Source organism: Pseudomonas frigoris (assembly GCF_047758635.1).
Lineage (GTDB): Bacteria > Pseudomonadota > Gammaproteobacteria > Pseudomonadales > Pseudomonadaceae > Aquipseudomonas > Aquipseudomonas frigoris.
Genome location: NZ_CP180479.1, coordinates 433561 through 449023, shown reverse-complemented (window position 1 = coordinate 449023; position 15463 = coordinate 433561). Strand labels below are relative to the sequence as shown.

Below are 15463 nucleotides of genomic sequence, written 5' to 3'. Positions count from 1 at the left end.
CCATGGGAGGCATTTTATGAACAATCCGGGTTTGTTCCAAGCAAGGTGGAGCCTCCGCCGGATGGCTTTATGCAATTTCTTACCTCTGGCGCTGCTGGCCTTCTGGTTATGGCCTACGGGTCAGAGGCTGCGTGTGGTTTTCGACAAGTGGCGCTTTCACCCATCCAACGCGCCGCTGGCGATTAACCCGATATGGCTACACGTTTAAGCAATTGCAAGTCTGCGTCCCGTCGATGCGGTGGTGGGTGGTGCGTAGCGCCTGATAGTCAGGCACGCCTGGCGAGTGCTTCGCACTCGATCGCGAGCAAGCTCGCTCCCACAAGGACTGCGCAATACCTGTGGGAGCGGGCTTGCTCCGGGCGGCGATCCGACGAAGGCTGCCTCACAGGCAACACAGAAACAATTGTCTTACTCGTCGTTACTGCTTCCACGAAACTTGAACAAATCCCGTCGCTGTTTCTTGCTCGGTTTGCCATCGGTGCTCACGCCCAGCGAACCGGCCTTACGCATGGCCGCAGCCGCCTCGCGCTTGGCGATGCTGGCGTCGGTTTCAGCGTAGAGCGCCTGAGCCTCTGGCGCACCACGGCGTACGATCGACAGCGCCTGAACCACCACCGTGCGTTCCTCGAACCCTGCGCGAATCTGAAACTCATCGCCGATCCTCGGTTCCTTACCCGGTTTGCAGCGCTCGCCCCGGCAATGCACCTTGCCGCTTTCAATCGCCGCCTTGGCCAAGGCACGTGTTTTATAAAAACGCGCGGCCCACAACCACTTATCGAGACGGACCTTGTCGTCCTCTTCCTGTTTTTGTGCCACTTGAATTCCTCTCTCAGCCAATAGTCAGAACTGTACTACCGTTTCTGTCGGGCGCAATAACTCGACCCTCCAGCTAGAATGCGATCTTGGCCGGATCACCGGCATGGAGTGATCGAGTGACTACATTTCCGTCTTCATTGACCTCGCCTCAGGGCGGGTGCCAGGGTTGTCAGCAAAGCGAGCCACTGGGCTTCGATTTTGCCTTCGCCTACCAACCGATCGTCGATTTGCGAGACCAGTCGATTTTTGCCCACGAAGCATTGGTACGGGGCCTGGCCGGTGAAGGTGCGCTGTCGGTGCTCAATCAGATCACCGAGGACAACCGCTACCGCTTCGATCAGCTCTGCCGGACCCGAGCCATTGAAGGCGCAGCGAATCTGGGGATGCAGACGCATCTGTCGATCAACTTCATGCCCAACGCCGTGTACCGCCCGGAACTGTGTATTCGCAGCACGCTGGAAGCCGCGAAAAAACACAACTTCCCCATCGACCGGTTGATTTTCGAAACCCTGGAAAGCCAGCACGTAGATAACTATCGCCATTTGACCAATATTCTGCGTGAATACCGCGAATTCGGCTTCAAGACCGCCATCGACGATTTCGGCGCGGGCTACTCGGGGCTCAATCTGCTCGCTGATTTCCAACCGGACCTGATCAAACTCGACATGGCACTGATCCGCGATGTCGACCGTGATCGTGCTCGTCAGGCTATCGTTCGAGGGATTGTCACAATCTGTGCGGAGCTGAACGTTACAGTCATTGCCGAAGGGATCGAAAGCGCCGGAGAACGGGATTTCCTGGCGGACTGTGGAATTTTTCTGATGCAGGGTTACTGGTTCGCCAAGCCCGCATTCAAAGCGTTGGCCCAGGTAACACCTGGGTCCTGGACGCGTTAATCGCCGGTTTTTCCTATTGAAGACATTTGACCATTTGACCGTTGTCGGTCTGCGCGAGTGGGTGGCGCTCCCGGATTTGGGAGTCGCGGGCCTGCGCGCAAAAATCGACACCGGCGCCAGCACCTCCAGCCTGCATGCCACCGATATCGAACCGTTCGAGCGCGACGGGGAACAGTGGGTGCGCTTTACTGCTCACTTGGGCACGGTGGTGCAACTGCGTCACCGGCGCTGCGAAGCCCCCCTGGTGACGATGAAGACCATCAAAAGCTCCAACGGCCACGCGCAGATGCGTTACGTGGTCAGCACCACTCTGGCCCTCGGTGATCGGGTCTGGCGGGTCGAGTTCACTCTCGCCTGCCGCAAGTCCATGCGTTATCGCCTGTTACTCGGTTCAAAAGCCTTGATCGACGGCCAGTTGGTGGTCAATCCAGGCATTAAGTACGTACAAGACAAGCCGGTGTTCCCGGTATCTACCTCCTCCACAGGTGTTGCATGAAGATCGCTGTGCTGTCGCGGAACCCGCGTCTGTATTCCACTCGTCGTCTGGTCGAAGCCGGTACCGAACGTGGCCATGAAATGGTGGTGATCGACACCCTGCGCGCCTACATGAACATCGCCAGCCACAAGCCGCAGATCCACTACCGCGGCAAGCCGTTGGAGGGTTTCGATGCGGTGATCCCGCGGATTGGCGCGTCGGTGACGTTTTATGGCTGCGCGGTGTTGCGCCAGTTCGAAATGATGGGCGTGTTCCCGCTCAATGAATCGGTGGCCATCGCCCGCTCGCGGGACAAACTGCGGTCCCTGCAATTGCTGTCACGCAGAGGGATCGGTTTGCCGGTCACTGGTTTTGCGCACTCCCCGGACGACATTCCCGACTTGATCGAGATGGTCAACGGCGCGCCGCTGGTGATCAAGGTGCTGGAAGGCACTCAGGGCATCGGCGTGGTGATGTGTGAAACGGCGACGGCGGCGGAGTCGGTGATCGAGGCGTTCATGGGCCTGAAGCAGAACATCATGGTTCAGGAATACATCAAGGAAGCCGGCGGGGCGGACATTCGCTGCTTCGTGGTGGGCGACAAGGTGATCGCGGCGATGAAGCGCCAGGCCAAGCCTGGGGAGTTTCGCTCCAACCTGCATCGGGGTGGCACTGCCAGCCTGATCAAGATAACGCCGGAAGAACGCATGACGGCATTGCGTGCGGCGAAGGTCATGGGGTTGGCGGTGGCGGGTGTGGATATCCTTCGTTCCAATCACGGGCCGCTGGTGATGGAAGTGAATTCATCGCCGGGGTTGGAAGGGATTGAAACCACCACCAGCAAGAACGTGGCGGGGATCATCATTGAGCATCTTGAGAAAAATGGTGGGCCGAATATGACGCGCACCAAAGGCAAGGGTTAAGGGTACAAAAGCCGGCTTTTGTGGTGACGGGCAGGCCGCCTTCGCGAGCAAGCCCCACATTTGATCTGTGGCGAACACAATATCAGTGTCTGACACGATCTACTGTGGGAGCGGGCTTGCTCGCGAAGAGGCCTTGAGCCCCAACGACAATGCTGATCTCTTAAACCGCATCCCGCGGCAGCATCAACCCAAGCGGCAATCGCACCCGCGCTTCCAACCCACCACCAGACCGATTGCGCAGCTCAACATTCCCACCATGCATCGAAGCAATCCGCTTCACGATCGCCAAGCCCAACCCGGTCCCCTTCCCGCCCCGGGCTCGGTCACCCCGAGTAAACGGATTGAAGATCGCTTCCAGCTCGGACGGATCAATCCCCGCCCCACGATCCATGACACTCAGCACCACATACGGCGCGCTGGTATCGCCGGACACATAAGCCGCCACCTCAACCCCGCTGCCCGCGTGATGCAAGGCGTTGCCAATCAGGTTGTTCAGCAGCCGCTTCATCGACACCCGACGCAACGGAAACGGCTGAATCGGCTCCAGGCGCAGGCGCACTTTCTCTTCGTTCTGGTTGTACGGCGCCGCGACTTCGCGCACCAGATCGCTCAGGTCCACCTCTTCCACCGACTCGTCGCGACCATCGCGAATGAACGCCAGGAACTGGTCGAGAATCGCGTCCATGTCTTCGATGTCGCGCACCATGTCGTCCGTCAGGTCGCTGTGGTCGCCCATCAGCTCCAGAGACAACCGCAAACGGGTCAACGGTGTGCGCAAGTCGTGAGACACACCGGCCAGCATCAATTCGCGCTCACGCCCCGCCTGTTCGACGTCTTCGGCCATCTGGTTGAAGGCGCGATAGACCTCGGTCATTTCACTCGGCGTGTCGCTGATCGGCAGGCGCACACTGCGACCCTGGCCGAGTTGCCTCGCGGCATAGACCAGACGTTTCAATGGTTGATTGAGCTGGCTGACGAAGATCCACGCCGAGGCAGTGGACAGCAGACCGATAGCGAGGAACCAGCCGAGCACGTTCCAGATTTTCTGGCCGCGCAATGGATGCGGGTAAAGCGGCACTTTCAGCCAGCCGTCACCCAGGCTTGGCGCCCGAACCCACAGGGCTGGCGGCGAATGCATTCGCAATCGGACTTCAGTGTCGGCACCCAGCTCCGCTTGCATCTGCCGCTGATAGATCTCGCTGTAAGGCCAGTGTTGCTCACCTTCCGGCACGCCAGCGCCCACTACCCGGATCAGGGTCGCGGCATCGGCAATCTTCGTACGGTTTTCTTCATCGGCCGCCCAATAGGCGCGTAGCGTCAGGGCGACGCCGTGGCTGTATTGGCGGTCCACCAGCACGTCTTCGTTCATCAACAGATAAACCAGGGTCAGCGCCTTGGAAAACAGCACGACGATCAGCACCAGCCAAAGGGTGCGGGAGAAGAAACTCTGGGGGAACCAAACGGGGGTTTTCATGGATAACCGCTACACACTTGCAGGAGCGAGCGATGCTCGCATATTGCGGATCGCGAGTCTGCGAGCAAGGTCATCTGACCCGTTGCCCGCAAGACCCGCTCCTACAAATCACCGATCACTTGGTGGCGGCGCCATCCGGAACGAACACGTAACCCACGCCCCAGACTGTCTGGATGTAACGCGGTTTGGACGGATCGGGCTCGATCATCCGGCGCAGACGAGAAATCTGTACGTCGATGGAGCGCTCCAGGGCGTCCCACTCGCGGCCACGGGCCAGATTCATCAGCTTGTCGCGGGTCAGTGGCTGACGGGCGTTCATGACCAACGCCTTGAGCACCGCAAACTCACCGGTGGTGAGCATGTGCACTTCGTCGCCGCGTTTGAGCTCGCGGGTGGCCAGGGACAGTTCGTAGTCACCGAAGGTCACGCTTTCGTCTTCGCTGCCCGGTGCGCCCGGCACAGGAGTCGATTGACGACGCAGGACCGCTTTGACACGAGCCATGAGCTCGTCCGGGTTGAATGGCTTGGCCAGGTAATCGTCGGCGCCCAGCTCCAGGCCCTTGATGCGGCTCAGCTCATCGCCCTTGGCGGTCAGCATGATGATGGGGATCTGGTTGTTCGAGGTGCGCAGGCGACGACAAGCGGTCAAGCCGTCTTCGCCGGGCAGCATCAGGTCGAGGACGACCAGGTTGAACACTTCACGCGCCAGCAGGCGATCCATTTGTTCAGTGTTCGGTACGGCGCGGGCGCGGTAACCCTTGCTGACGAAAAAACGTTCCAGCAGGCTGCTCAGCCCTGGATCGTCGTCAACAATAAGAATTTTTTCGCCTTCAGCAATGTTTGCAGTGCTGCTCATTAGATGCTCCTTTGATCTCGGCGCGCATTATGGCGTAGCTGCCGTTATACGCACCGTGTGCATTGTTAGCAGATTTTTCCTTCATCGCCAGAAATCCGGTCTTTATGCCTACAGCCTGCGATGCCCCCGAATGACAGAACGCTGGTTATAATGCGCGGCCTTTTGTGTCAGGCAACGTCTGATCATTACTGTAGGTGGCCGTTTTTTATTTTCATGGCACGGGCAGTAATTGTTCGATTTCACGGGTCAACGGGATACCTGTTGATCCAGGTAGCGGCGCAGGCCAGGCCGCTCAACCAGACTCGCCGAGCCTTTATCTCTGCGCCTGCGAGCCTGCTTTCACAATTTGTCAGGTGGTTTTATGGACAGCATCAACAGCCGCATCGCCCAGGAACTCGGTGTACGCCCACAACAGGTCGAAGCGGCCGTCGCGCTACTCGATGAAGGCTCCACGGTGCCCTTCATCGCCCGCTACCGGAAAGAAGTGACCGGCAGCCTCGATGACATCCAGTTGCGTCATCTGGAAGAGCGTCTGCGCTACCTGCGAGAACTCGACGAACGGCGTATCAGCATCCTTGCCAGCATCCAGGAACAAGGCAAGCTGACCCCGCAACTTGAACGCGATATTAAACTCGCCGACACCAAAACCCGCCTCGAAGACTTGTACCTGCCGTACAAGCAGAAGCGCCGCACCAAGGGCCAGATCGCCCTGGAAGCCGGCCTCGGCGAGCTGGCCGACGGCCTGTTCAACGACCCAACCCTGACGCCAGACGCTGAAGCCGCGCGCTTCATCGATAGCGAAAAAGGCGTCGCCGATGTGAAGGCGGCCCTCGAAGGCGCCAAATACATCCTGATGGAACGTTTCGCCGAAGACGCCGGCCTGCTGGACAAGCTGCGCAGCTACCTCAAGCAGGAAGCCACCCTCAGCGCCCGCGTCATCGCCGGCAAAGAAGAGGAAGGCGCCAAGTTCCGCGACTACTTCGAACACGATGAACCGCTGAAAAGCATGCCGTCGCACCGCGCACTCGCCATTTTCCGTGGCCGCAACGAAGGCATTCTGAGTTCGGCGCTGAAAGTCGGCGACGAACTGCCGGGCACCATGCACCCGTGCGAAGGCATGATCGGCCAGCAATTCGGCATTCAGAACCAGAACCGCGCCGCCGACAAATGGCTGGGCGAAGTGGTGCGCTGGACCTGGAAGGTCAAGCTCTACACCCACCTGGAAACCGACTTGCTGGGCGAACTGCGCGACGGCGCAGAAACCGAAGCGATCAACGTGTTCGCTCACAACCTGCACGACTTGCTGCTGTCGGCGCCGGCTGGCCCGCGTGCCACGCTAGGCCTCGACCCGGGCCTGCGCACCGGTTGCAAGGTGGCCGTGGTCGATTCCACCGGCAAACTGCTGGATCACGCCACGGTTTACCCGCACGTGCCGCACAACAAGTGGGACCAGACCATCGCGATTCTGGCTGCCCTGTGCGCCAAGCATGCAGTGGACCTGATCGCCATCGGCAACGGCACCGCCAGCCGTGAAACCGACAAGCTGGCCGCTGAGCTGATCAAAAAATACCCTGCCATGAAGATGACCAAAGTCATGGTCTCCGAGGCCGGCGCATCGGTTTACTCGGCGTCGGAACTGGCTTCCAAGGAATTCCCGGACCTCGACGTGTCGATCCGTGGCGCGGTGTCGATCGCTCGTCGCCTGCAGGATCCACTGGCTGAGCTGGTGAAGATCGACCCGAAATCCATCGGCGTCGGCCAGTACCAGCACGACGTGTCGCAGCTGAAACTGGCGCGCGGCCTGGACGCTGTGGTCGAAGACTGCGTGAACGCCGTGGGCGTCGACGTGAACACCGCCTCCGTGGCGCTGCTGGCGCGGATCTCCGGCCTCAACGCGACCCTGGCGCAAAACATCGTCAGCCACCGCGACGAACACGGCGCGTTCAAAACCCGCGCGGCACTGAAGAAAGTCGCTCGCTTGGGCGAGAAAACCTTCGAACAGGCCGCTGGCTTCCTGCGCGTCATGAACGGCGACAACCCGCTGGATTCGTCTGCGGTTCACCCGGAAGCCTATCCGCTGGTCCAGCGCATCGCCGCTGAGACCGACCGCGACATTCGCTCACTGATCGGCGACGCCAGCTTCCTCAAGCGTCTTGATCCGAAAAAGTACACCGACGAAACCTTCGGTCTGCCAACAGTCACCGACATCCTGCAAGAACTGGAAAAACCTGGCCGCGATCCACGTCCCGAATTCAAGACCGCCGAGTTCCAGGAAGGCGTCGAAGACCTCAAGGACCTGCAGCTGGGCATGATCCTCGAAGGCGTGGTGACCAACGTGACCAACTTCGGTGCTTTCGTCGACATCGGCGTGCATCAGGACGGTTTGGTGCACATCTCTGCGCTTTCGGAGAAGTTCATCAAGGATCCGCGTGAAGCGGTGAAGGCCGGTGACGTGGTGAAAGTGAAAGTCATGGAAATCGACATCCCGCGCAAACGCGTGGGCCTGTCGATGCGCATGAGCGATACGCCGGGCGAGAAAATCGACGGTGCCCGTGGTGCACGTCCGGGTTCGGCGCCACGCCAGTCCCAGAACACCGCACCGCGTAAGGAAACCACGGCGGCGGTTCCGGCCAACAACGCCATGGCGTCGCTGTTCGCCAACGCCAAGCAGTTGAAGAAACGCTGATGGACATCCCGGCCGGGCTGACCGAAAGCGCTTTTTTCAAGTTGCTGGGGTGTCGCTTGCACAGTCTGGATACCGGGGTGGCGCAAGTCGCCCTCGGGCTTGCGCCAGAACTGCGCAATCGCGGTGGCAAGCTGCACGGCGGGGCCTTGTTCAGTCTGGTGGACATTGCCATGGGGCTGGCCTGTTCCAGCACCCATGGTTTTGACCAGCAGAGCGCGACCATCGAGTGCAAGATCAATTACATTCGCGCCGTCGCAGACGGTGAAGTGATGTGCACGGCGCGGGTGATCCACCCGGGCCGCCGCACACTGGTGGTCGAAGCCGACGTGATGCAAGGCGACAAACTCGTCGCAAAAGCACAAGGCACGTTCGCTGTCCTATAGCTCCCCATCCCCAATTTGAGTTAATTTCGGCGCTGTGACCGCAGCGTCGGAGTTTCCTGTGGGAGCGGGCTTGCTCGCGAAGGCGGTGTGCCAGACGACTTAAGTGCCGACTGACACGCCCTCTTCGCGAGCAAGCCCGCTCCCACAGGGATTGTGGCGATCCAAAACCAGGCGACAACGCCAGTTTCAACTTCACCCTTGTAGACCGTCTTGCCCACCCCCATATTGGGGCGACTGACGCGTGAAGGAATCCAACTTGAGCGAACTTCTCAACCGCCGCCTGGCTCTGCTCGGCGAGCGCGCTAACCTCTCTCTGCTCGAACAGTGCCTTCACGGCATCGAACGTGAATGCCTGCGCGTGACCGGCGAAGGTCGCCTGGCGCAAACGCCGCACCCGGAAGAATTGGGTTCCGCGCTGACCAACGAACAAATCACCACCGACTATTCCGAGTCGCTGCTGGAGTTCATCACGCCCGCCCTGCCCGACCCGGCGGATACGCTGGCGAGCCTGGACAAGATCCACCGTTTTGCCTACAGCAAGCTCGGCAACGAGTACCTGTGGAGTCCATCGATGCCGTGCCCGTTGCCGGCCGAGGAAGACATCCCGATTGCCTATTACGGCACCTCCAACATCGGTCAGCTCAAGTACGTCTACCGCAAGGGCCTGGCCCTGCGCTACGGCAAGACCATGCAGTGCATCGCCGGGATTCACTACAACTTTTCCCTACCGGAAAAGCTCTGGCCGCTGCTTAAAGAGGCTGAAGGCTTTGTCGGCACCAACCGTGACTATCAGTCGTCGGCCTACATCGCGCTGATCCGTAACTTCCGCCGCTACAGCTGGCTGCTGATGTACCTGTTCGGTGCTTCGCCTGCGCTGGACGCCGGTTTCCTGCGTGGCCGCTCGCATCAGTTGGAACAACTGGACCCGGACACCTTGTACTTGCCGTACGCTACCAGCCTGCGCATGAGTGACCTGGGTTACCAGAGCAACGCCCAGGCCGGTTTGACGCCGTGCTACAACGACTTGGCGAGCTACACCGACAGCCTGCGCAAAGCGGTCGCAACGCCTTACGCGCCGTACGTCGAAATCGGCACGCATCAGGACGGTGAGTGGGTTCAGCTCAACACCAACATCCTGCAGATCGAAAACGAGTACTACTCCAACATTCGCCCGAAACGCGTGACGTACACCGGCGAACGGCCGATTCAGGCGCTGGTGGCCCGTGGCATTCAGTACGTTGAAGTGCGTTGCCTGGACATCAACCCGTTCCTGCCGATGGGCATCGACCTGCCGGAGTCGCGGTTCCTCGATGCGTTCCTGCTGTATTGCGCGCTGAACGACAGCCCGCTGCTGACCAACACCTCGTGCGGCAACGCGACCTCGAACTTCCTCAGCGTGGTCAAGGAAGGTCGCCGCCCGGGCCTGCAACTGCAACGCGACGGTCATCCGGTGGACCTGAAAGAATGGGCCGGCGAGTTGCTGGAGAAGATTGCACCACTGGCGGCGATGCTGGATCAGAGTCATGGCGGCGATGCGCATAGCAAGGCGCTGGACGTGCAATTGGAGAAGATCAAGGATCCGTCCCGCACACCGTCGGCCCAAGTATTGGCGGCGATGGCTGAGCATAAGGAAAGCTTTGCTCAGTTCTCCCTGCGTCAGAGCCGCGCGCATGCGGAGTTTTTCCGCAGCGAGCCGCTTTCAAGCGAAGACCAGGCGAAATTTGAAGACCGGGCAGGTTCGTCGCTGGCTGAACAGGTCGAGCTGGAGCAGAACGAGGTGGGCGATTTCGATGTGTTTGTCGGGTCGTATCAGGCGAGTATTTTGGCAATCAGCAACTAAGCGGCGCCTGTCAAAAGATCGCAGCCTTCGGCAGCTCCTTGGGACGGTGCCAGGGTTGCGATTTTTTTTTGCCCGCACCACGCAATTTTGAATTCGCACGCTACCTTTGTAGGAGCTGCCGCAGGGATCTTTTGATCCTTTAGAATTTTCTGCTCATAAGCTCATTCGAAAAAGTTATTTATTTTCCGATTCTTATATCACTTAGTCTCCTTTTCACGCCGACTCTCGGTCGCCTGACAAGGAGCTTCTCAATGAAACTGATTTTCCCCCTTCGCCTGCTGGCGGCCGCGTCTCTGGCTGCGGTGAGTTTCTTTGCCCAGGCGGCTGACGTCACCGTCGCCTACCAGACCACCGTAGACCCGGCGAAAGTCGCCCAGGCCGACGGCGCGTACGAAAAAGCCACCAACGCCAAGATCGACTGGCGCAAATTCGACAACGGCGCCGACATCATCGCCGCCATCGCTTCCGGCGACGTGCAGATCGGTTACCTCGGTTCCAGCCCCCTGACGGCGGCGATCACCCGTAAAGTCCCGGTAGAAACCTTCCTCATCGCCACGCAGATCGGCGCCGCTGAAGCCCTGGTTGCCCGCGACGGTTCCGGGATCAAGACCCCACAAGACCTGATCGGCAAGAAAATCGCCGTGCCGTTCGTGTCCACCGGTCACTACAGCCTGTTGGCCGCGCTGAAGCACTGGAACATCGATCCATCGAAAGTCACCGTCCTCAACCTTGCCCCGCCAGCCATCATTGCTGCGTGGAAACGCGGTGACATCGACGCCACTTACGTTTGGGACCCAGCCCTCGGCGTGGCCAAGGAAAATGGCAAAGTGCTGATCACCTCCGGTGAACTGGCCAAGTTCGGCGCACCAACCTTTGATGCCTGGATCGTGCGTAAAGACTTCGCCGAGAAGCACCCGGAAATCGTCACCGCGTTCGCCAAGGTGACCCTCGATGCCTACGCCGACTACCGCAAAGACCCGAAAGCCTGGCTCGCCAACCAAAGCAACGTCGACAAGCTGGTGAAACTCTCCGGCGCCAAGGCCAGCGACATTCCGTTGCTGCTGCAAGGCAACGTCTTCCCGCTGGCGGCTGATCAGGTGATCACCCTCGGCGCGCCGACCACCAAGGCCATCACCGACACCGCCGCGTTCCTGAAAGAACAAGGCAAGGTTGAAGCCGTGCTACCGGACTACGCCCCCTACGTCAGCGCCAAATACATCACCAACTGATCGGAGTTAACCGCGATGGCTTTGCTTCAGCTGGAGCGCATCAGCGCACAGTACCCATGCAGCCCCGAACCGGTACTGGCGGATATATCCCTGAGTCTTGGGCCCCAGCAGTTGCTGGTCGCCCTCGGCCCGTCCGGCAGTGGCAAGACCTCGCTGTTGAACCTGATTGCCGGTTTCGTCGAGCCCAGCGCCGGGCGCATCACCCTTGATGGCGTGCCCGTCAAAGGCCCGAGCGCCGAACGCGGCGTAGTGTTCCAGGACGATGCCCTGCTGCCCTGGCAGGACGTGCTGGCCAACGTTGGTTTCGGTCTGGAACTGGCTGGTATTCCCCGGGACAAACGCGAAATCCGCGCCCGGGAAATGCTCGCGCTGGTCGACCTTTGCGGTTTCGAAAACCGCCGGATCTGGCAGCTCTCGGGTGGCCAGAGGCAGCGTGTCGGCTTGGCCCGTGCCCTCGCCGCCGACCCCCGGGTGTTGCTGATGGACGAACCCTTCGGCGCCCTCGATGCCTTCACCCGCGAACAGATGCAGGAGTTGCTGCTGCAAGTCTGGCAGCGCACCGCAAAACCCGTATTTCTGATTACTCACGACATCGAAGAAGCGGTGTTTCTCGCCACGGACCTGATTCTGCTGGCGCCTAATCCTGGGCAAATCGTTGAGCGCCTGAGCCTGGATTTCGGTCAACGTTATGCCGCTGGGGAGTCGGCTCGATCGATCAAGTCAGACCCGCGCTTTATCGAAACCCGCGAACACGTGCTTGCCAAAGTGTTCTCCCAACGCAGCGCCGCCCAGCGGCAGGAGACCGTATGAGCAGCTATGAGATTCCGGTCGTCACGGTCAAACCGCACTCTACGGTGATTCCTGTTCGACGCAGCCTCAGTACTCGCTGGATCAGTCTGCTGACACTCGTCGCGCTCGTGGTCATTTGGTGGGCCGTCACCGCCACAGGAATGATCGAACCACTGTTCCTGCCGCCACCCTCCGCCGTACTGCAAAAAGGCTGGCTGCTGGTGACCACCGGCTACATGGATTCAACGTTGTGGCAGCACCTTGGCGCGAGTCTCAGCCGAATCGGTCTGGGCCTGGGCTTCGCGGTGCTGACCGCCGTGCCCGTTGGAATCGCCATCGGCCACAACCGCATTGCCCGCGGCATTCTCGATCCGCTGATCGAGTTCTACCGCCCTATCCCACCGCTGGCTTATCTGCCGCTGATCGTGATCTGGTGCGGCATCGGTGAGCTGTCGAAAGTCTTGCTGATCTACCTCGCGATCTTCGCCCCGATCGCCATCGCTACGGCGACCGGCGTGCGCACGGTTGACCCGGCCAAATTGCGCGCGGCGCAGTCGTTAGGCGCGACCCGGGCGCAGTTGATTCGCCATGTGATTCTGCCGAGCGCCTTGCCGGACATTTTGACCGGTGTGCGGATTGGCCTGGGTGTGGGTTGGTCGACACTGGTCGCCGCCGAATTGATCGCCGCCACTAGCGGTTTGGGCTTCATGGTGCAGTCGGCCGCGCAGTTCCTGGTCACCGATGTGGTGGTGCTGGGGATTCTGGTGATCGCGCTGATCGCCTTCGCCATGGAGATGGGCTTGCGCGCCCTGCAACGCAAACTGGTGCCGTGGCATGGCCAGGCACACTGAAGCATTTGAATGTAGGAGCAACTGCCTTGATACCCCCTTTTTTTGGATCAACCCTGTAGGAGCTGTCGAGTGAAACGAGGTTGCGATCTTTTGATCTTGCTCTCTAAAAACAACATCAAAAGATCGCAGCCTTCGGCAACTCCTACAGGTGCGGTGTCGTTCACAAAATTCATGTACGGCCTCCAGAATTGAAGAGAACACCATGAGCAACCTGACCATCGTCCCCTTAAGCTATGCCCTCGGCGCACACATCAGCGGCGTCGACATCAGCCAGCCGCTGAACCTGGAACAGCGCGACGCCATCGAGCAGGCGCTGCTCAAACATCAAGTGTTGTTCTTCCGCGATCAGCCGATCACACCGCAGCAACAGGCGCGTTTCGCCGCCAATTTCGGCGACCTGCACATTCACCCGATTTACCCAAATGTGCCGGAACAGCCCGAAGTGCTGATCCTCGACACCGCCGTCACCGACGTGCGTGACAACGCGATCTGGCACACCGACGTGACCTTCCTGCCGACCCCGGCCCTGGGCGCGGTGCTCAGCGCCAAGTTGTTGCCGGAGTTTGGTGGCGACACGTTGTGGGCCAGCGGTATTGCGGCGTATGAAGCGTTGTCCGCGCCGATGAAAACCTTGCTCGAAGGGCTGACGGCTACCCACGATTTCACCCGCTCGTTCCCGCTGGAGCGCTATGGCAACACGCCGCAAGCCTTGGCCCAGTGGGAGGAAGCGCGCAGAAAAAATCCGCCGCTGTCACACCCGGTGATTCGCACTCATCCGGTGAGCGGACGCCGGTCGTTGTTCGTCAATGAAGGCTTCACGTCGAAGATCAACGAACTGTCGGAAACCGAAAGCGAGGTGATTCTGAAGTTTCTGTTTGCCCACGCGACACGGCCGGAATTTACCATTCGCTGGCGCTGGCAGAAGGACGACGTGGCGTTTTGGGATAACCGCGTGACACAGCATTACGCCGTGGATGATTACCGGCCGGCTCGGCGGGTGATGCAGCGGGCGACGGTGTTGGGGGATGTGCCGTTTTTTCGGTAATCCAGGGAGTTTTTTTACTAACTTTGATGGCCCCTTCGCGAGCAAGCCCGCTCCCACATTAGACCGCGTTCTTACTGAACAACTCGGTCTAATGTGGGAGCGGGCTTGCTCGCGAAAGCGGTCTGTCAGGCGCCAAAGGATCCAGCGCCGAACACTTACTCAGCCGTCGACGGCTTCTCCCAAAGATTGACCCCGCCCTCTTGGGCAAACCGGTCAATTTCCGCCAGCTCTTCAGCGCTAAAGCTCAAATTTTTCAACGCCCCGACGTTCTCGATAATCTGCTCGGGCCGGCTCGCACCGATCAGCGCCGACGTCACGCGCGGATCGCGTAACGTCCACGCCAATGCCAGCTGCGCCAGACTCTGACCGCGACGCTTGGCGATCTCATTCAGCGCACGCACATGAGCGATGTTGGCTTCGGACAGGTGCGCCGTCTGCAACGAACCACCCCCCGGACGATTGACCCGCGCATCAGCCGGCACACCATTCAGGTACTTGTCGGTCAACAACCCCTGAGCCAGCGGCGTAAACGCAATCACGCCCGTACCGAGTTCGTCCGTCGTATCCAGCAGGTCTTTTTCCACCCAACGATTGAGCAGGTTGTAAGCCGGTTGGTGAATCAGCAACGGGACCTTCCACTCTTTCAGCAGCGCGGCCATTTCACGGGTTTTAACCCCCGAGTACGAGGAGATACCGATGTACAACGCCTTGCCCTGTTGTACCGCGGCGGCCAGTGCGCTGGCGGTTTCTTCCAGCGGCGTGTCCGGGTCGAAGCGGTGGGAGTAGAAGATGTCCACGTAGTCCAGGCCCAGACGCTGCAGGCTCTGATCAAGGCTGGCCAGCACGTATTTGCGCGAACCGCCGCCCTGACCATAAGGGCCGGCCCACATGTCCCAACCGGCCTTGCTGGAGATAATCAGCTCGTCGCGATACTGCTTGAAGTCTTCACGCAGCAAACGACCGAAATTGATCTCGGCGCTGCCATACGGCGGGCCGTAGTTGTTGGCCAGGTCGAAATGGTTGATGCCCAGATCAAACGCGGTACGCAGCAACGAACGCTGAGTGTCGATCGGCGTGCTGTCGCCGAAGTTGTGCCACAGGCCCAGAGACAGTGCGGGCAGCACCAGCCCGCTGCGCCCCACGCGGCGGTAAGGGATGGAGTCGTAGCGGTTTTCGGCAGCGGTGTAGGTCATCGAATCC

14 protein-coding genes and 1 pseudogene are annotated in these 15463 nt (G+C 60.0%); 11 read left to right on the top strand and 4 right to left on the bottom strand.

Annotated features, from left to right (window positions below; genetic code table 11):
* Nucleotides 1-16: 16 nt before the first annotated feature.
* Nucleotides 17-205 (top strand): annotated as a pseudogene (locus tag ACMXYH_RS02115) (phosphatase PAP2 family protein); the annotation flags it as partial.
* Nucleotides 206-408: 203 nt separating this feature from the next.
* Here ACMXYH_RS02115 and ACMXYH_RS02110 read toward each other — a convergent pair.
* Nucleotides 409-816, bottom strand: coding sequence for an RNA-binding S4 domain-containing protein (locus ACMXYH_RS02110; RefSeq protein WP_129439414.1), 408 nt, complete (start codon nucleotides 814-816; stop codon nucleotides 409-411).
* 116 nt (nucleotides 817-932) lie between these two features.
* Here ACMXYH_RS02110 and ACMXYH_RS02105 point away from each other — a divergent pair, with 116 nt between their 5' ends.
* Genes ACMXYH_RS02105 through rimK form a run of 3 tightly spaced genes read left to right on the top strand, consistent with a single transcriptional unit; the run spans nucleotide 933 to nucleotide 3110 of the window.
* The gene (locus ACMXYH_RS02105) at nucleotides 933-1712 is read left to right on the top strand and encodes an EAL domain-containing protein (RefSeq protein WP_415766154.1); all 780 of its coding nucleotides are present in this window, start codon (nucleotides 933-935) and stop codon (nucleotides 1710-1712) included.
* A 34-nt stretch (nucleotides 1713-1746) separates the two neighbouring features.
* Entirely contained in the window at nucleotides 1747-2208 is a 462-nt protein-coding gene (locus tag ACMXYH_RS02100; protein ID WP_176471525.1) for an ATP-dependent zinc protease family protein, read from the top strand.
* Entirely contained in the window at nucleotides 2205-3110 is a 906-nt protein-coding gene (gene rimK / locus ACMXYH_RS02095; protein WP_134419496.1) for a 30S ribosomal protein S6--L-glutamate ligase, read from the top strand. The genes ACMXYH_RS02100 and rimK overlap by 4 nt, the downstream gene beginning before the upstream one ends.
* A gap of 160 nt (nucleotides 3111-3270) precedes the next feature.
* Here the strand turns inward: rimK and ACMXYH_RS02090 are convergent, their stop codons facing one another.
* Entirely contained in the window at nucleotides 3271-4584 is a 1314-nt protein-coding gene (locus ACMXYH_RS02090) for an ATP-binding protein (protein ID WP_008149285.1), read from the bottom strand.
* A gap of 115 nt (nucleotides 4585-4699) precedes the next feature.
* Complete coding sequence (gene ompR, locus ACMXYH_RS02085) at nucleotides 4700-5440, bottom strand: osmolarity response regulator transcription factor OmpR (RefSeq protein WP_129439422.1); 741 nt, start codon at nucleotides 5438-5440, stop codon at nucleotides 4700-4702.
* Between the two features lie 361 nt (nucleotides 5441-5801).
* Between ompR and ACMXYH_RS02080 the strand changes: the two genes are divergently transcribed.
* From ACMXYH_RS02080 to tauD, 7 genes are all read left to right on the top strand, one after another.
* On the top strand, nucleotides 5802-8126 hold the full coding sequence (locus ACMXYH_RS02080) for a Tex family protein (protein WP_415766153.1): 2325 nt from the start codon (nucleotides 5802-5804) through the stop codon (nucleotides 8124-8126).
* Nucleotides 8126-8509, top strand: a complete 384-nt coding sequence (locus tag ACMXYH_RS02075) for a PaaI family thioesterase (protein WP_415766152.1) — start codon at nucleotides 8126-8128, stop codon at nucleotides 8507-8509. Before ACMXYH_RS02080 ends, ACMXYH_RS02075 begins: the two co-directional genes overlap by 1 nt.
* Before the next feature lie 256 nt (nucleotides 8510-8765).
* The gene (gene gshA, locus ACMXYH_RS02070; RefSeq protein WP_415766151.1) at nucleotides 8766-10349 is read left to right on the top strand and encodes a glutamate--cysteine ligase; all 1584 of its coding nucleotides are present in this window, start codon (nucleotides 8766-8768) and stop codon (nucleotides 10347-10349) included.
* Between the two features lie 251 nt (nucleotides 10350-10600).
* Nucleotides 10601-11578 (top strand): taurine ABC transporter substrate-binding protein, encoded by a 978-nt coding sequence (gene tauA, locus ACMXYH_RS02065; protein ID WP_415766150.1) that lies wholly within the window; start codon nucleotides 10601-10603, stop codon nucleotides 11576-11578.
* A gap of 15 nt (nucleotides 11579-11593) precedes the next feature.
* Entirely contained in the window at nucleotides 11594-12388 is a 795-nt protein-coding gene (gene tauB, locus ACMXYH_RS02060) for a taurine ABC transporter ATP-binding subunit (RefSeq protein WP_415766149.1), read from the top strand.
* Entirely contained in the window at nucleotides 12385-13218 is an 834-nt protein-coding gene (tauC, locus tag ACMXYH_RS02055; protein WP_415766148.1) for a taurine ABC transporter permease TauC, read from the top strand. Before tauB ends, tauC begins: the two co-directional genes overlap by 4 nt.
* Before the next feature lie 202 nt (nucleotides 13219-13420).
* Nucleotides 13421-14263: a taurine dioxygenase gene (tauD, locus tag ACMXYH_RS02050; RefSeq protein WP_129439432.1), complete on the top strand. Its 843-nt coding sequence runs from the start codon at nucleotides 13421-13423 to the stop codon at nucleotides 14261-14263.
* A gap of 155 nt (nucleotides 14264-14418) precedes the next feature.
* Here the strand turns inward: tauD and mgrA are convergent, their stop codons facing one another.
* Nucleotides 14419-15456, bottom strand: coding sequence for an L-glyceraldehyde 3-phosphate reductase (gene mgrA / locus ACMXYH_RS02045; protein ID WP_415766146.1), 1038 nt, complete (start codon nucleotides 15454-15456; stop codon nucleotides 14419-14421).
* Nucleotides 15457-15463 lie beyond the last annotated feature (7 nt).